16 protein-coding genes are annotated in these 16646 nt (G+C 66.9%); 12 read left to right on the forward strand and 4 right to left on the reverse strand.

Annotated features, from left to right (window positions below):
* Positions 1-15: 15 nt before the first annotated feature.
* Positions 16-963 (reverse strand): inositol monophosphatase family protein, encoded by a 948-nt coding sequence (locus tag AC6I21_RS02665; RefSeq protein WP_497763046.1) that lies wholly within the window; start codon positions 961-963, stop codon positions 16-18.
* Between the two features lie 121 nt (positions 964-1084).
* Between AC6I21_RS02665 and AC6I21_RS02670 the strand changes: the two genes are divergently transcribed.
* The 5 genes from AC6I21_RS02670 to AC6I21_RS02690 all read left to right on the forward strand — a co-directional run bounded on the left by AC6I21_RS02670 (position 1085) and on the right by AC6I21_RS02690 (position 6790).
* The gene (locus tag AC6I21_RS02670; protein ID WP_497763047.1) at positions 1085-1831 is read left to right on the forward strand and encodes a GntR family transcriptional regulator; all 747 of its coding nucleotides are present in this window, start codon (positions 1085-1087) and stop codon (positions 1829-1831) included.
* A gap of 95 nt (positions 1832-1926) precedes the next feature.
* A complete protein-coding gene (locus tag AC6I21_RS02675; protein WP_138174778.1) occupies positions 1927-3072 on the forward strand; it encodes a CaiB/BaiF CoA transferase family protein in 1146 nt (381 codons plus the stop codon).
* A gap of 79 nt (positions 3073-3151) precedes the next feature.
* Positions 3152-4336 carry an acyl-CoA dehydrogenase family protein gene (locus tag AC6I21_RS02680; RefSeq protein ID WP_138174776.1) on the forward strand — a complete coding sequence of 395 codons (1185 nt, stop codon included), beginning with the start codon at positions 3152-3154 and terminating at the stop codon, positions 4334-4336.
* 110 nt (positions 4337-4446) lie between these two features.
* Entirely contained in the window at positions 4447-5904 is a 1458-nt protein-coding gene (locus AC6I21_RS02685; RefSeq protein ID WP_497763048.1) for an aldehyde dehydrogenase family protein, read from the forward strand.
* A gap of 28 nt (positions 5905-5932) precedes the next feature.
* Positions 5933-6790, forward strand: coding sequence for a 3-hydroxyacyl-CoA dehydrogenase family protein (locus tag AC6I21_RS02690; protein WP_138174772.1), 858 nt, complete (start codon positions 5933-5935; stop codon positions 6788-6790).
* A gap of 99 nt (positions 6791-6889) precedes the next feature.
* Here AC6I21_RS02690 and AC6I21_RS02695 read toward each other — a convergent pair whose 3' ends face one another.
* Complete coding sequence (locus tag AC6I21_RS02695; RefSeq protein ID WP_054820856.1) at positions 6890-7330, reverse strand: pyridoxamine 5'-phosphate oxidase family protein; 441 nt, start codon at positions 7328-7330, stop codon at positions 6890-6892.
* 99 nt (positions 7331-7429) lie between these two features.
* Between AC6I21_RS02695 and AC6I21_RS02700 the strand changes: the two genes are divergently transcribed.
* From AC6I21_RS02700 to AC6I21_RS02710, 3 genes are all read left to right on the forward strand, one after another.
* Entirely contained in the window at positions 7430-8548 is a 1119-nt protein-coding gene (locus AC6I21_RS02700; protein WP_138174770.1) for an App1 family protein phosphatidate phosphatase, read from the forward strand.
* Between the two features lie 4 nt (positions 8549-8552).
* A complete protein-coding gene (locus tag AC6I21_RS02705; RefSeq protein ID WP_138174768.1) occupies positions 8553-9023 on the forward strand; it encodes an acyl-CoA thioesterase in 471 nt (156 codons plus the stop codon).
* A gap of 66 nt (positions 9024-9089) precedes the next feature.
* Positions 9090-9944 carry a siderophore-interacting protein gene (locus tag AC6I21_RS02710; protein WP_171021090.1) on the forward strand — a complete coding sequence of 285 codons (855 nt, stop codon included), beginning with the start codon at positions 9090-9092 and terminating at the stop codon, positions 9942-9944.
* A 422-nt stretch (positions 9945-10366) separates the two neighbouring features.
* Here AC6I21_RS02710 and AC6I21_RS02715 read toward each other — a convergent pair whose 3' ends face one another.
* Together AC6I21_RS02715 and AC6I21_RS02720 are read right to left on the reverse strand one after the other, a co-directional pair.
* The gene (locus AC6I21_RS02715) at positions 10367-11248 is read right to left on the reverse strand and encodes a DNA-3-methyladenine glycosylase family protein (RefSeq protein WP_346921486.1); all 882 of its coding nucleotides are present in this window, start codon (positions 11246-11248) and stop codon (positions 10367-10369) included.
* A complete protein-coding gene (locus AC6I21_RS02720; RefSeq protein ID WP_497763049.1) occupies positions 11245-11838 on the reverse strand; it encodes a DNA-3-methyladenine glycosylase I in 594 nt (197 codons plus the stop codon). The genes AC6I21_RS02715 and AC6I21_RS02720 overlap by 4 nt, the downstream gene beginning before the upstream one ends.
* 84 nt (positions 11839-11922) lie before the next feature.
* On the opposite strand from AC6I21_RS02720, the gene AC6I21_RS02725 reads away from it, so the two are divergent.
* The 4 genes from AC6I21_RS02725 (at position 11923) to AC6I21_RS02740 (ending at position 16596) form a co-directional block, all read left to right on the forward strand.
* Positions 11923-12297, forward strand: coding sequence for an ArsR/SmtB family transcription factor (locus AC6I21_RS02725; RefSeq protein ID WP_281283955.1), 375 nt, complete (start codon positions 11923-11925; stop codon positions 12295-12297).
* A complete protein-coding gene (locus AC6I21_RS02730) occupies positions 12287-13207 on the forward strand; it encodes a cation diffusion facilitator family transporter (RefSeq protein ID WP_246049706.1) in 921 nt (306 codons plus the stop codon). Before AC6I21_RS02725 ends, AC6I21_RS02730 begins: the two co-directional genes overlap by 11 nt.
* Positions 13208-13360: 153 nt before the next feature.
* Positions 13361-14092, forward strand: a complete 732-nt coding sequence (locus AC6I21_RS02735) for an ABC transporter ATP-binding protein (protein WP_374700223.1) — start codon at positions 13361-13363, stop codon at positions 14090-14092.
* Positions 14093-14100: 8 nt separating this feature from the next.
* Positions 14101-16596 (forward strand): FtsX-like permease family protein, encoded by a 2496-nt coding sequence (locus AC6I21_RS02740; protein ID WP_497763050.1) that lies wholly within the window; start codon positions 14101-14103, stop codon positions 16594-16596.
* Positions 16597-16646: the final 50 nt, after the last annotated feature.

Here is a 16646-nt window from a genome sequence, read left to right on the forward strand (position 1 = left end):
GGTCGGGCAAGGGTGCTAGCGGCCGTGGCGTGCGGCGGCGGACCGGTGCTCGGCAATGCGCTGGGCGGCGGTGCGCAGGCTGGGGTAGTCGGCGCCTGGCCCCTGGGCGATGAACCCCGGGGCCAGGTGGTCCGGGCCCGGCTCGCCGCCGTGATGCAGGCCCCGGTAGCTGCCCCCGCTCATGCGCACCAGGTGGGCCCCGGCAGCCACGTCCCAGGCCTTGGTGTCAAAGCCAATGGTGGCGTCGGCCCAACCGGCCGCCACGTGTGCCAGGGCCATCGCCGCGGAAACCTTGCGCCGCACGGTCGCGAAGTCCAGGACCCACTGGCCAAAGAGGTCCAGGGCAATCCTCCCGTCGGCCGCGATCGCCTCGGCCGATGGGTAGTCGGTCATCAGGTTGGCGTGCTGCTGGCCGGGGCGCGGCCGCGGCCGCAGCGGCTGCCCGTTCAGGAACGCGCCCTGGAGGTTGGCGCTGAACTCATCGCCGGTGGCCGGGTCGATCACCACCGCCGCCACCAGCTCATCGTCGATGGCCGCGGCAATGGAGACGCAGAAGAATGCGATGCCGTGCACGAAATTGCTGGTTCCATCCAGCGGGTCCACGATCCACTGGATGGACCCCGAGGGATCGCCGGTGGGCAGATCCTCCACCGTTTCCTCGCCCAGCACCCAGGAGTCGGGGCAGCGGGAGAGCAGCTCACGGGTGAGCAGCAGTTGGCTGCGCCGGTCCAGTTCGGTGACCAGGTCGTGGGTGTTCGTCTTGTGCTCGGCCCCGATTCCGGTGCGGAAGTTCTCCCGCAGCAGCCCGGCGGCCTGGCGCCCGGCTTCCAGGGCATCACCGCGCAGCCGTTCGGCCAGCTGCTGCCGTTGCGTGCATGCCGGGGCCGTCGGCGGCTGTCGGGGGTCGGTTGCCTGGATGGTCGCGGGACGCGGAGCGCGGTGCCTTGATGCCTGGGATTCCACGCCTCCAGCCTAGCGCCCCGATGCGCTGCACCTTGTTGCGCGGGCCGGGGAGCCGGGCACGCGGGATGGAACCGGCCGATGCGCCGACCCGGCTCGGGCGAAGCAAGATAAGCTTCTGGCCATGAGTAGCATGCAACCGATCGTGCCCAAGGTGTCGTTGACCGAACAGGTGACCACCATGATCCGTGCCGCCATCGTCTCCGGAGAGATGAAGCCGGAGGAGCACTACTCGGCGATCGCCATCGCCGAGAAGCTCGGCGTTTCGCGCACCCCGGTTCGCGAGGCCCTGCAGCTGCTGGAGAAGGAAGGCATCGTCACCGTGGCCAAGAACCGCGGGGTACGGGTCAACCAGATCTCCCTGGACGATATCGTCGAGGTCTTCCAGGTGCGCCTGGCCGTGGAACCGCAGGCCGCGGCGCGCGGGGTGCTTAACGCCAGCGACGCCGATATCCGCACCCTCACCGAGCTGCACCAGCGGATGCTGCAGATCGGCGAAACGGGGGACGGGCGGGCCACCCTGGAAGCCGACAAGCAGTTCCACCTCTACCTGTTGGGATTGGCCGGAAACGCCAAGCTGGATGCGATCATCAGCGAGCTGCGCAATCTGGTGCTGGCCCACGGGCAAACCACCATCCCCCAGGCCCGCACCAGCCAGGAACTGGCGGAGGACCGGGATGAACTCATCGAGGCCATCACCCAGCGTGACCCGGCGGCGGCGGCCACCGCGATGCGCAACCACGTCATGCGCACCGCCCAGCTGCTGATCCGCTCGGTCTGTGCCCGCACCCCCGGCCTGGATGCCCAGAAGTTCATTGAACGCCTGGACCAGCTGATGCTCCTGCCGGAGAACTGCCCCAAACCGCAGTAACTTTGGCTCCACCCCTTGTCGCCGACGACCACCTGATCTAGAGTTGCATGCAACATGTAACAACGATGTTGGATGATGAAAAGGTGATCTAGCCGATGACCCAACCACTGCAGGGAATCAAGGTCGTTGACCTCTCCCGGATCCTGGCCGGGCCCTTGTGCACCATGACGCTGGCCGACTTCGGTGCCGAGGTGATCAAGGTCGAAAGCCCGGCAGGCGACGAAACCCGCAGCTGGAAACCGCCGGTCACCGACGCCGGGGTCAGCACCTACTATTCGGCGGTCAACCGCAATAAGCAGGCAGTAGTCGCCGACTTTGCGGATCCGGCCCAACTGCAGGCCCTGCTGGAGCTGATCCGCGACGCGGATGTGCTGGTGGAAAACTTCCGGCCCGGGGTCCTGGCCAAATTCGGCCTGGACTACCACAGCCTCGCCGAACTCAACCCCCGTCTCGTGTACTGCTCCATCTCCGGATTCGGCGACAAGCAGGGGGCTGCGCTCCCCGGCTTCGACCTGCTGGTGCAGGCCGTGGGCGGGCTGATGAGCATCACCGGTGAGCCGCAGGGCACCCCCTCGAAGGTCGGGGTCGCGCTGGTGGACGTGCTGGCCGCCCAGAACGCCACCACCGGAATCCTGCTGGCACTGCGCGAGCGGGACGCCAGCGGGCAGGGTCAGCAGGTGAACATCACCCTGATGGGTTCCCTGCTGTCCGGGCTGACCAACCAATCCAGCAGCACGCTGGCCACCGGGCGGTCCCCGGCCCGGATGGGTAACGCCCACCCCAGCATCGCACCCTACGAAACCTTCCGCACCGCCGACGGGGTGGTGGCCATCGCCGTGGGCAATGACCGCCAGTTCGCGGCCTTGCTGCGCGAACTGGGACTCGAGGCACTGGGGCAGGACCCGCGCTTTGCCGAGAACAGCTCCCGGGTGGCGCACCGCGAAGAGCTCAAGGAATTAATCGAGAATGCCACCGTCACCCGTCCGGCGGCGTACTGGGCCGAAGCGTTGATGGGGGCCGGGGTTCCGGCGGGCAAGGTGAACTCGATCGCCGAGGCCATAGACTTCGCCCGCGACCTCGGGCTGGAACCCACCGCCCTGATCCGCGACCGGCACACCGCGCAGGAAACCCGGCAGATCGCCAGTCCCATCGGGCTCTCCCGCACCGGCGCCCAGTATCACAGCGTGCCCCCGGCCCACGGCCAGCACCAGCAGCTGCTGCTGAACCCCACCGGCAGCTAGCACCACCAACCCAGGCCGGGCGCCCTCACCGGCCGGGCCACTACCCACCCAACCCCTCTTCCGTTTCAAGGAGCACACCATGACCACGACCACCACCGGCACCGCCCTGGACCCTTCGGACCTGATCAACTTCGATGCGCTGCTCAGCTCCGAGGAGCTCGCGCTGCGCCAGCAGGTGCGCCAGTTCGTCGCCGAGAACATCAAGCCGAACATCGCCACCTGGTACGAGAAGGCCGTCTTCCCGCTGGAAATCGTGCCGGAAATGGCCAAGCTCGGCCTGCTGGGCATGCACCTGGAAGGCTACGGCTGCGCCGGGCGCAGCGCCGTGGAATACGGGCTGGCCGGTGCCGAACTGGAGGCCGGGGACTCGGGGCTGCGCACCTTCGTCTCCGTGCAGGGCTCCCTGGCCATGAGCGCCATCTACAAGCACGGCTCCGAGGAGCAGAAGCAGCAGTGGCTGCCGCAGATGGCCGCCGGCGAGGCCATCGGTTGCTTCGGGCTGACCGAGCCCACCGCAGGCTCGGATCCCTCCAGCATGACCACCTTCGCCCGCCGTGACGGGCAGGACTGGGTGCTGAACGGAACCAAGCGCTGGATCGGGCTGGCCAACGTGGCCAAGGTCGCCGTCATCTGGGCGCAGACCGATGAGGGGATCCGCGGTTTCGTGGTTCCCACCGACACGCCCGGGTACTCGGCCACCCCGATCGAGCCGAAGCTGTCGATGCGCGCCTCGATCCAGTGCGAAATCGAGCTGAGCGACGTGCGCCTGCCTGCCGATGCGGTGCTGCCGCACGTCACCGGGCTCAAGGGGCCGTTCTCCTGCCTGAACGAGGCCCGCTACGGCATCATCTGGGGCTCCATGGGCGCCGCCCGGGACGCGTTCGAGGATGCCCTGGCCTACTCGCAGACCCGCATGCAGTTCGACAAGCCGCTGGCCGGCTACCAGATGACCCAGCAGAAGCTGGTGGACATGGCCCTGGAAATCAACAAGGGTTTCCTGCTGGCCCTGCACATTGGCCGGATGAAGGACGCCGGAACCCTGGACCTGCACCAGATCTCGGTGGGCAAGCTGAACAACTGCCGCGAGGCCATTGAAATCTGCCGGGAGGCGCGCACCATCCTGGGCGGCAACGGCATCACCATGGACTACTCGCCGCTGCGCCACGCCAACAACCTGGAATCGGTGCGCACCTACGAGGGCACCGATGAGGTGCACACCCTGATCCTGGGCAACAAGCTCACCGGGGTGCCGGCCTTCCGCTAGGACCGGCATTGCGTCGGGGACGGCAAGCAGCCGCCCCGGCGCGGCGTCCCAAACACGAACCGTCACCAGCACCGCCTCCTCCAGCGGGCAGCATCTAGAAAGTCAGGCATATGAAGGAACAGAACACCGTGGTCGAGCTGCGTCAATTCCTCAATGGCCAGTGGGTTCCCGGCCAGGGGCAGCAGGTCAGCTCCAGTGCTGCGGCCACCCCCGAACGAACCCTCGCCCAGGGGGCGGCGGCCACCGCCGCACAGGTCGGGCAGGCCCTGGACGCGGCGCACGCGGCGTCCGCCGACTGGGCGGCAACCCCCATGGCCACCCGGGCCGGCTACCTGCAGCGGGCCGCAGCCTGGCTGCGTGAGCGCGCCGAACAGCTGGGCGCCGAGCTGTCCAGGGAGGAAGGCAAGACGCTGGCGGAGGGGATTGGTGAAGTCCGCCGGGCCGCGCAGATCCTTGACTACTATGCCGGGCAGGCCGAACGCGATGCCGGCACGGTGTTCCAGTCGCCACGGGCCGGGGAACAAATCCTGGTGACCCACAAGCCGCTGGGTGTGGTGGGGGTCATCACCCCGTTCAACTTCCCGATCGCTATTCCGGCCTGGAAGATCGCCCCGGCGCTGATCTTCGGCAACACCGTGGTGTTCAAGCCCGCCAGCCTGGTGCCGCTGCTGGCAATGCGGCTGGTCGAGGCCCTTCAGGCCGCCGGCCTGCCCGCCGGGGTGCTGAACCTGGTCATCGGCCCGGGCCCACTGGGCGATGCCATCATGGACCACCCGCGGTTGGCCGGACTGTCCTTCACCGGCTCCACCGGGGTCGGACGCCAGCTGTGCGCCGCCGGCGCGGCGCGCGGGGTCCCGGTGCAGGCCGAGATGGGCGGCAAGAACGCCTCGGTGGTGCTGGCCGACGCGGACCTGGAACTGGCCGTGGAGCAGGTGCTGTTTGGCGCGTTTCGCTCCACTGGCCAAAAATGCACCGCCACCTCACGGCTGATCCTGGACGCGGACATCGCCGAGGACTTCTTGGGCCGGCTTACCGCCCGGCTCGATGACTGGGTAACCGGGGACCCTCTGGACGCGGCGGTGCACATGGGTCCACTGGTGGATGCCCGGGCCCGCGATGCGGCCCAGCAGGGGCTGGAACGTGCCCTGGAGCAGGGCGCCAGCATCCGCTATCGGGGCGCCGCCCCGCAGGAGGCCGGGTTCATGCCGCCCATCATCCTGCAGCTGCCCGAGGGGCCGCGGGGGCGTGAGAACGCGGGATGGCGTGAGGAATTCTTTGCCCCCATCCTCTCGGTCATCCAGGTCGCCGGCGCCGAGCAGGCCTTCGCCGCCGCCCAGGACAGTGAGTTCGGGCTGAGCCTGGCGCTGTTCACCACCAACCTGGCCACGGCGATTCGCGCGCAACAGCAGCTTGATGTGGGTATTCTGCATGTGAATTCCGAATCGGCCGGGGCCGACCCGCACGTACCCTTCGGTGGGGCCAAGGCCTCCGGATACGGGCCGAAGGAACAAGGGGCTGCGGCCCGCGAATTCTATACGCACACCACCACCACCTACCTGCGCGGCTAGCACGGGCACGGGAATCGGAAGGACAACGATGCAGATACAGCGGATCCTGGTCATCGGGGCGGGCACCATGGGGCGCCAGATCGCCATGAGCGCGGCCCTGGCCGGCTACAACACCACCCTGAACGACATCTCCGGCGAGGCGCTAAAGGCCGCGGGGCGGGAACTGGATAAGTGGGCCGCGGGCCGGGTGGCCAAGGGCAAGCTGACCCAGGCCGATGCCGACGCGGCCCTCGCCCGGCTGGAACGCAGCACCGACCTGGACGCGGCGGCCGGCAACGCGGATCTGGTGATCGAGGCGGCCGTGGAGAAGCTGGAGGTCAAGAAGGCGCTCTTTGAGCAGCTGGGCCGCAGCACCCCGGCACACGCGATCCTGGCCACCAACTCCTCCACCTTGGCCTCCTCGCATGTGGCGCAGGCTTCCGGGCGCCCGGACTTGGTGTGCAACATGCACTTCTTCAACCCGGCCCTGGTCATGAAGTGCGTCGAGGTGGTGCGCAACGAACACACCAGTGACGCCACCGTGGAGGCCGTGATGCAGGTGGCGCGCGCCATGGGCAAGGACCCGGTGCTGGTGCAGAAGGAGGTCCCCGGGTTTGTCGCCAACCGCATGATGGGCGCGCTGCAGCGCGAGGCGCTGGAACTGGCCGCCAACGGGGTCGCCAGTTTCCTGGACATCGACACCACGGCCAAGACCGCGCTGGGACATCCGATGGGTCCCTTTGAACTGATGGACCTGGTGGGCATCGACGTCATCGACTTCATCGCCCAGGCCACCTACGCCGAGACCGGCGACGCCGCCGACAAGCCGCACCCGCTGATAGCCGAGAAGGTCGCCGAAGGCCGTCTGGGACGCAAGAGCGGCGCCGGGTTCTACGACTACTCCTAGCGTCGGGCACCGCCGATGGGAAACGTCAGGGGACCGCGAGAATTCCCGGTCCCCTGGCGTGGTGGCGCCCGGCGCGGGGCAGGGCGGGTGAAGCGGGAATCAGGCCTCGTCGGTAACCTCGGGTTGGGCGCCGAGGATGAAGTGGCGTCCGGAGATCCGCTCGACCTTGACCCGGACCCAGGCGTCCTTCAGGGTGGGGATCCACGGGGTGACGCCCGACTCGCGGGCCTCGCGGATCTCCTCCTCGCTTTCCAGCACGGCCGCGGTGCCGTGCACCACGACGCTCCAGGCTTCGTCGGAGAGCACCCCGTCGGCCTCGAAGGCGATGGAGGAGTTCACGGTCATTGCCGCGAGCTTGTTGCCCGGAGCGGTGCGGATGAAAATATAGCCCTTGTGCACGGCAAAATTCACGGGAACGATGTCGATGATGCCCGCCGCGGCGGTGGCAACACGTCCGTGGGCGCTATGGGCCAGCAATTCCCAGCACTGTTCCTCGGTCAGTTTAAGGACCGGATCGTCATTGTCGTGTTCAAATCTCATACCCTCAGTTTTCTACGTCCTGTAGAAAAAGTCCAGTGCATTCGGGCACAAATTTCTGGCGACACCCCCAGTCGGGGCCAGTCGTGAAAGACTGGTTGCATGACTCATGCTGCAACTGACGGCACCGCGCGCCATATTGCCGCACGCATGGAAGACGGCTTTCACCGCTGGCGCGCCCGTCGGGCTCAGGGCCGGGGGCTGCGTCCCATCATTATGCCGTATCTGGGTTATGGATACAGCAGCGGCGACGGGGGCTGGGTGCGCGTCTTCGCCCGGGTCGCCCTGGCGCGTCCGGGATTCTTCGAAAACGGGCGACACAAGGCCCAGATGATCGAGGACGGGATTCGCGGCTTTCGAAACTTCATTTCCCCGATCCTGCCTTACGCCGAGGTCATGGTCCACGTGGCCGGCCAGGACTTCAAGGTCCACGCCGACCGCGGCGGGGTGATTGATGCCAAGCTCAGCGTCGACCTGACCCCCGGGTGGCACCGGGTGGATGTCAGTGTGGCCCAGGGGGAAGGAGCCAGCACCGAGGTGCTGGTCATTGACGAAAACCAGCGCACCGGGGTGATCTGCGATGTGGACGACACCGTGGTGGTCACCGCGCTGCCCCGGCCGTTGCTGGCGGCCTGGAACTCCTTTGTGCTCTCCGAACATGCCCGGGTGCCCACCCCCGGGATGGCGGTCATGATGGAGCGGCTGGTCACATCGCGCCCCAACACCCCGACCATCTATCTTTCCACCGGCGCCTGGAATGTCGCGCAGACCCTGAACCGGTTCCTGAGCCGCAACCTCTATCCCCGGGGGCCCATGCTGCTCACCGACTGGGGACCCACTCCCAGTGCCTGGTTCCGCAGCGGAGTCCAGCACAAGGTGGACCAGCTGCGCCGCCTGGCCCACGAGTTCCCCAACATCCGCTGGGTGTTGATCGGTGACGACGGGCAGCATGACCCGAGCACCTACGCCGAGTTCGCTCGGCGCTATCCGCAGCACGTGCGTGCCATTGTCATCCGCCAGCTCACCCCATCCGAGGCGGTGCTGGCCGGCGGTCGCTCCCACGAGCTGCAAATGTCCACCCCGGACACCGACTGGGTCTACGAGGCCGACGGATCGCGCATCGCGCTGCGGCTGCAGCAACTGGGCCTGCTGGAAGGTGAAAAGCGTGGCGCCGCAGCCGCGCCGGAGTCCGGGAGCCAGGCCGATGACGGAAAGGGATAAAACGATGGAAGCCGGAACCGTATTGCGCGTCGAGGTCCCCATGCGCTGGGGCGACATGGATGCGTACGGGCACGTGAACAACGTGAACCTGATCAGGCTCATGGAGGAGGCGCGCATCGCCGGCTTTGGCGTGCCCGGGGGCACCGGCGCGCCGGGGATGCGTCCGAAGGTGGATATCTTCTCCGCCGTCCCGGCCGGGGTCCAGATCCTGGTGGTCGAACACCGCGTGCGGTACTCCAGACCGCTGGAATACCGCAACGTCCCGGTCAACGTGGACCTGTGGATCGCAAGCGTGAAGCCGGCCAGCTTCGATATCTGCTATGAATTCCGGGATCCCGTGGAGGACACCCTGTGTGTGCGGGCCACCACCACGCTGGCCTTCTTTGACACCGCCAGCTCGCGGGTACAGCGCCTGAGTGAGGCCGAACGCGCCGGGCTGGCACCCTTCCAGGGGCGGCCGGTCTTTGGGCGCTAGGTGCCGTTGGGCCCAAAAATGAATTAGGCTAGCTATATCTAACCTATTAGTTCAAGGGGTGTTTTTGTGGCCAAGAGTGATGGTCGTCGTCCGGTGCGTCCGCAGGTAGTGCTCGAAGTGGTGGCTCGCCAGCAGATCTCCGCGCACCTGGTGCGCCTGACCTTCGGCGGTCCAGGGTTTTCCGACTACCAGGACAAGGAGGTCACCGACCGCTACGTGAAGATCCTCTTCGCCAAGCCCGAGCTGGGGCTGCAGCCGCCCTACAACCTTGATGAGCTGCGGGCCATTCTCCCGGCCCAGGATCTGCCGGTACGCCGCACCTACACTGTGCGCAACGTGGACACCGAGGCCCGGACACTGGACATCGACTTTGTGGTCCACGGGGACGAGGGGCTGGCCGGGCCGTGGGCACGCGACGCGCAGGTCGGTGACAAGATCTGCTTCAGCGGTCCCGGCGGACGCTATGCGCCCAGCGCGGAGTACGACTTCCAGTTCCTGGTCGGGGACGAAACCGCGATCCCTGCCATCGCCTGCGCGCTGGAGGCCATGGATGAGGACATGGTTGGGCGGGTGATCATCGAGGTCAACGATGCCAAGGACGAAGTACAGTTCCAGGCGCCGAAGGGCATCGAGATCACCTGGCTGCACCGCAATGCGCCGTTCTCTCCGCAGACAACCATCCTTGAACAGGCGGTTCGCCAGGTGCCGTGGCCCGAGGGCAAGGTGCAGATCTTCTGCCACGGCGAGCGTGAGGTCATGAAAAAACTGCGCATGTACTTCCATGGGGAGCGCGAAGTGCAGCGCCAGGCGATGTCCCTGTCCGCGTACTGGGCCTACGGCCGGGTGGAGGATGAATTCCAGGCCGAAAAGCGCAGCGCCATCGGCCAGATCTTTGACGAGGAGCCGGCGCCGGCAAAATAGCGTCAGCGGCGGAAGATTCTAGGGGCCTGGCCCCGCAGTGGCTCGGAGCGACACCCGCTCCGGGCCGCTTTTTCTTAGATTAGACACACCTAAGAAAAGCTTTGAAAAATTAAGCCAGATGCACTTGACGTTATTGTGGTGGGGTGTCGTATGCTTAGTGCGGAGCCTTCCCCGTGTGTGGTCGGGGGAGGCGCTGACTTTGGTCGATGCGAGTCGACCAAGAGCCGTCACGGGACTTGCTCAATCCCCGGCGGTGGTCGGCCTAGCCGGCTTGAAGTAAAAGGGAAAGGGAACGGCTGACCTGCTCAGTCAGCCGATTCGCAGAATGAAGCGCATCAAGCATGCACGCCTTGATGCGCTTCTTCTGTTTTAAGTCCGGGTTTTGGCTGCGTGAGATTTGCCTGGGTGAGCCAGGGCCGTCCTCACATCGGTAGCGCGCCTGCGCCTGGCGGAGCGCCAAGTTCGCCCGCGACCTTCCAGAGCAGCACGGTCGCCAGCGCGTTGTCCTTTTCCCAATCCAGCAGGGACGCCTTCTGCTCCCAGCCCAGCAGTTGCAGGGCGCGGCGCACCACCAGGTCCGAAGCCAAGAAGACGCGCGGGTCGCGCAGCCCGCGCAACGCCACATAATCCACCGTCCACGGGCCGACTCCCTTCAGGGCCAGTAGACTCTGGCGCAGCTGCGGGGCCGGGGCCTTCATCGACGGGCCGAAATCCAGGTACCACTGGGCCACCCGTTGCAAGGTTGCCGCCCGGGAGGCGGGGCACCTGATGATGGACACCAAATCGGGAACCGATGTTCCGGCGACCCTCGCGGCCTCTGGAAAGGCGTGGAACCCGCTCGCGTGCTCGACCCCCAGTGCCGTGACAAGCCGCAGCGCCAGCGTGCGGGCGGCACGGGTGGAAATCTGTTGACCCAGCACCGTAGTCACCAGGGCCTCAAAGAAATCCGGGTAGCTGATCAGGCGCAGGTGCGGATGCCTTCGGGCGCAGGCGCTGAGCAATGGATCCCTGGACAGGCGGCGCAATCCCGCAGTGCCGTCCTGCGCCAACCCCAGCCAATGGGTCACGGCGTCCCGCAGCCCTGCTTCGGCGCTCGCCGGCGCCTCGGTGGTCACCCCGACGCCGCCGGCATCTACCCGCAGCTCGGTCAGCTGCCAGCCGGTGGCCGTGCGCAACAGCCGGGTGATCGTGCCCTGCGCCGGATCCAGGGTTTCCTGAATGGGCAGTGAATGCACCTGCAGCACCTGGAACAGATGCGCCACATCCAGCGCCCCGGTGGAGGTGAGGCGGAACCGGTGCGTCACTGTCGCCAGATTCCGGAACTGCCGCGGCGGTGCGAACCCAGCAGGTGGGTGTCCACCATGCCGATGGCCTCCATCAGCGCGAACATGGTGGTGGGTCCCACGAACCTGAAGCCGGCCCGTTTCAGCGCCTTGGACAGCGCCACCGATTCGGGGCTCTGCGTGGGAATCTCGGCCAGGGTGGCCGGCTGTGGGGTGTGCTGCGGGCGGTGTGACCAAATTAGCTCCGATAATCCGCCGGCGGCGCGCAGGGCGACGGTTGCCCGCGCGTTGCTGATGGTGGCCTCAATCTTGCGCCGGTTGCGCACGATCCCCGGGTCCTGCAGCAGCTGGTCAATCTGCGATTGGCCGAAGGCCGCGACCGCGTCGGGGTCAAAGCCGGCGAATGCCCGGCGGAAGTCCTCCCGCTTCTTCAGGATGATCGCCCACGACAGGCCGGACTGGAAGGCCTCCAGGCTCAGGCGCTCAAACAGGCCGCGCTCATCGGTGATGGGCATGCCCCATTCGGTGTCGTAGTACTCACGCAGCAGCTCGCTGCTGGCTGCCCACGGGGGCCGCGCCAGCCCGTCGACCCCGATGATTAAATCTCCCATGCCACCATCCTGCCACTGCCGCCTGGCCCCGCTTGCCCTCGCGTCCGTTCCTGCTATCATCGTTATATGGCGATAATAGAGTCAGTGACCGATGAAGATGCGGGTGCGGTGACCCGCCGACGCACCGCGGCCCTCTTCCACTGCCTGGCCGACCCGATGCGGCTGATGATCCTGGAACACCTGAAGACCGGGGAGCACAAGGTCAAGGAACTGACCGAGCACCTGGGCCTGGCCCAAAGCACCGTGAGCGCCCATTTGGCGTGCCTGCGCGAAGGCAACCTGGTCAAGGCCCGTTCGGTGGGGCGTTCCAGCCTCTACTCGCTGAACGACGAGGCGGGGCTGCAGACCCTGCTGAAACACGCAGGACCGTTGGTGCGCGCCGAGCGGGGCGAGCACCACTGGCTCGACGAACACGAAGGCCCGAATTCCAACCAGGAGGCGCTGCACAGTGTCCCATGACCACTCCCATGACCACGGCCTGGCCGAGATGAACCGCAAACGCCTGGCCTGGGCGTTTGGCATCACCGCCACGATCCTGATCGCCGAGGTCGTCGGGGCGCTGCTGACCAACTCGCTGGCGCTGCTGGTGGACGCCGCCCACATGCTCACCGACACGCTGGGGCTGCTGATGGCGCTGACCGCCGCCAACCTGGTGATGCGCAAATCCACCGACCAGCGCACCTGGGGTTTCCGACGTGCCGAGGTGCTCTCCGCGACGCTGCAGGCGGCGCTGCTGCTGGCGGTGGGCATCTATGCGGCCATTGACGCGGTGCGCCGCATCTTTGAACCGGCCGAGATCCAGTCCACCGGCCTGCTGGTCTTTGGCGTAATTGGGTTGCTGGGCAACCTGGTTTCCATGTGGATCATCTTCGCCGGGCGGCAGGACAACCTGAACATGCGCGCCGCGTTCCTGGAGGTGCTGAACGACGCGCTGGGTTCGGTGGCGGTCATTGTGGCCGCAGTGGTCATCTGGCTGACCGGCTGGGCCACCGCCGACTCGCTGGCCGCACTGTTCATTGCCGCGCTGATTGTGCCCCGCGCACTGAAGCTGCTGGGGGAGACCACCCACATCCTGCTCGAATCCACCCCCCGGGGCCTGGACCTGCATGACGTGCGCCAGCACCTGGAGAAGCTGCCCGGGGTGTTGGCGGTGCATGACCTGCACGCCAGCCAGATCGCCTCGAACCTTCCGGTGCTCACCGCCCACGTGGTGGTGGCCGATGAAATGTTCTCCTCGGACTCCACCGGCGAGCTGCTGCGCCTGCTGCAGCAATGCGTCGCCGAGCACTTCGAGGTGAGCATCAGCCACTCGACCTTCCAGATCGAACCGGCCTCACATCGCCGGAGCGAATACCACGTGGACTGCTGATCGTGTGGGGCGCGTGCCTTGCGGCACTGCGACGGCCGGTGGGCGCAGCTCTCCACCCCTGGTATGACACTGTGGCGCCAAACACCGTTCATTTGGCCGATCCCTTGGTGGCATGCGGGTTTGTAGTCTTGGACTATGAATCAAGAAACCGTTGTGGAAACAGATTTCGCCGTGCAGGCCCGGGGCCTGACCAAGACCTACGGGCACGGCTCGACCCGTGTCGAGGCGTTGAGGAGCGTTGACGTTTCCTTCGTGCGTTCGCGCTTTACCGCCATCATGGGCCCCTCCGGCTCCGGCAAGTCCACCCTGATGCATTGCCTGGCCGGGCTGGACACCGCCGATGACGGGCAGATCCTGATCGGCGGCAAGAACCTGATGCAGCTCAGCGACGACCAGTTGACCGAGATGCGCCGCGAACAGATCGGCTTCGTCTTCCAGTCCTTCAACCTGGTGCCCACCATCACCGCGCGGGACAACATCCTGCTGCCGCTGGCGCTGGCCGGCAAGAAGCACGACCCGGCCTGGTTCGAGCAGGTGGTGGGGATCCTGGGGCTGAACGACCGCCTGGATCACAAGCCGCACGAGCTCTCCGGCGGCCAGCAGCAGCGTGTGGCCGTGGCCCGCGCCCTGCTCACCCGCCCCGAGGTGGTCTTTGGCGATGAACCCACCGGCAACCTCGATTCGCGCACCGGCGCCGAAGTGCTGTCCCTGCTGCGCGCCTCCACCCGCGAAATGGGCCAGACCATCATCATGGTCACCCACGACCCGGTGGCCGCCTCCTACGCCGACGAAGTGCTGTTGATGAAGGACGGGCAGCTGGTGGGCAAGCTGGCCGAGCCGACCGTTGCCTCGGTGACCGACGCGCTGGCCAACCTGGCGGAGTAGGACTGATCATGCTTCACGTCGCATTAGCGAATATCAAGACCTATGCGCGGCGCTACATCGCCGCGGTGTTGGCGGTGGCCATCGGCACCGCATTCCTCGGGGCCAGCCTGGCGGTGGACACCTCCACCCGGGCCACATTGAAGAACTCCGTGGGCGAGGTCTACCGCAACGCCGACCTGGTGGCCTTCCAGGACTGGAAGAACGAGGACTACGGCACCGAGTCGGACAAGCCCATGACCCTGGACGTGCTGAACTCGGTGCGCAAGCTGCCCGAGGTGTCCACCGCCTACGGTTCGGTGCGGGCCGGCACCAGCCTGCGCACCGACAAGAACGCGTTCGGCGCCTGGCTGGTTCCGGTCTCCGCCGAGAACCGCTTCTCCGGGCTGAACCTGATCGAGGGCCGGGCCCCGACGAAGGAAACCGAGATCACCGTCGATGAGAAGGGCGCCCAGGAGGAAGGCCTTTCGCTGGGGGACGTCGTCGCCCTGGACGGGGTCAGCGGCGAGGACGGACTGCAGGAAGTGCGCATCGTGGGGCTCAGCGCCCCCAGCGCCGACCCGTTCATGGGCGGGATGATGCAGGTGGGCGTGTCCGAAGACGCCTTTGAATTTTTGATGGGCGAGCAGGCGCAACTGGATGAGCTGATCGTCAACGCCTCCGGTGACGTTTCCGCCGCCGCGCAGGCGCTGCGCGAAGAACTGGCCGAGCAGTCGGTGAAGAGCGCCTCGGTGCTTACCGCCGATGAAAAGATCATCGAGGACGTCGCCCAGCTCACCGGCGGCACCGACCAGCTGACCGTGGTGCTGCTGATCTTCGCCCTGGTGGCCCTGGTGGTCACCGGCCTGGTGGTGATGAACACCTTCTCCGTGGTGATCGCCCAGCGCACCCGCGAACTGGCCCTGCTGCGCACCCTGGGGGCCAAGCGGGGGCAGATCCGCTCCTCGGTGCTCATTGAGGCGCTGCTGATCGGCGTGGTCTCCTCGCTGCTCGGCGTGGCCGCCGCGGTGGGCCTGATGGCCGGGCTGATCAAGCTGCTGCAGGTGACGGTGCCGGACATGGCCTACGCCACCCTGGCGCTGGATCTGAAGGTGCTGCTGGTGCCGTTGGCCATCGGCATCGTGATGACCGTGCTCTCCGCCTGGGTCCCGGCCCGCCGGGCCATGAAGCTGGCCCCGCTGGCGGCGCTGCGCCCCTTTGACGCGGCCAGCGTGAAGAACCGCGCCGGCAAGCTGCGGATCGTCTTTGGCGCCATCCTGGCCCTGGCCGGGATCGCCGGGCTGGTGGCCGGGGCGATGCTCAAGTCGCTGCCGATCGCCTTCCTGGGCGGATTGTTCTCCTTCCCCGGCATCCTGATGCTCGCCTCGCTGTTCGTGCCCTCCGCGGTGTACGGCATCGGGCGCCTGGTCTCCGGGGGCAAGGTGGCCGGCAAGCTGGCGGCACTGAACTCGGTGCGCAACCCCGGGCGCACCACGGCCACCGCGACGGCACTGCTGATTGGCGTGACCCTGGTGTCCATGATCATGGTGGGCGGGCAAAGCGCGAAGGTGTCCCTGAACCAGGGGCTGACCGAGGAATACCCGGTGGACCTGATGGTCCAGTCCGGGGACCTGAACCCGGCGCAGGAAACCCAGCTGCGCCAGATTGAGGGGATCTCGGCGGTGAGCCGGTACGAATCCGGGGCACCGAAGATCGAGCTGGACAACGGCACCAGCGACGAGTCCTACCTGTTCATCGTGGACACCACGACCCTGCAGGATGTGCTGCAGCAAAACGCCCCGCTGCCGCAGGACGGCGAGCTGGTGTACGCCACCGGGGCCAGCGGGGACGCCAAGGCCACCACGGCCACCATCAAGGGGCATGAGCTGAAGCTGGTCACCTCCTCGGCCAGCTACCTGCCGAACATGATCACCCAGGACACCGCGCAGCGGATCGGGCTGCAGCATGAAGAGGTGATGGGCGGTGCCCTGGTTCGCCTGGACGACTCGGTCAGCGACAGCCAGGTCAAGCAGATCGTGGAGCAGATCTCCAAGACCCTGAACGTTGACCAGGCGCTGGTCAGCGGCGGGGTGACCGAGAAGGCGATGTTCTCCCAGATCATCGACGTGCTGCTGATGATCGTCTCCGGCCTGCTGGCAGTGGCGGTGCTGATCGCGCTGATCGGTGTGGCCAACACGCTCAGCCTCTCGGTGCTTGAACGCACCCGGGAGAACTCGCTGCTGCGGGCCCTGGGCCTGAAGAAGAAGCAGCTGCGCTCCATGCTGGCGGTGGAGGCGGTGCTGATCGGCGGGGTGGCCGCCCTGCTGGGCCTGATCCTGGGCGTCATCTACGGCATGTTCGGGGCATACAGCACCCTGGCGGCCGTGGGCACGGTGTACTTCGACATCCCGTGGCTGCAGCTGGCTCTGGTGCTGGGTGTCAGCCTGGTCGCCGCGCTGCTGGCCTCGCTGACCCCCTCCCGCCGGGCCGCGAAGCTCTCCCCGGTGGAGGGCCTGGCCACCGAGTAGCCCTCCGGGGCTGGGCACAGTGAAGGGCTGGTTCCACCTGATGGTGGGAC

The sequence above is a fragment of the Glutamicibacter sp. St.4D3 genome (assembly GCF_059728615.1).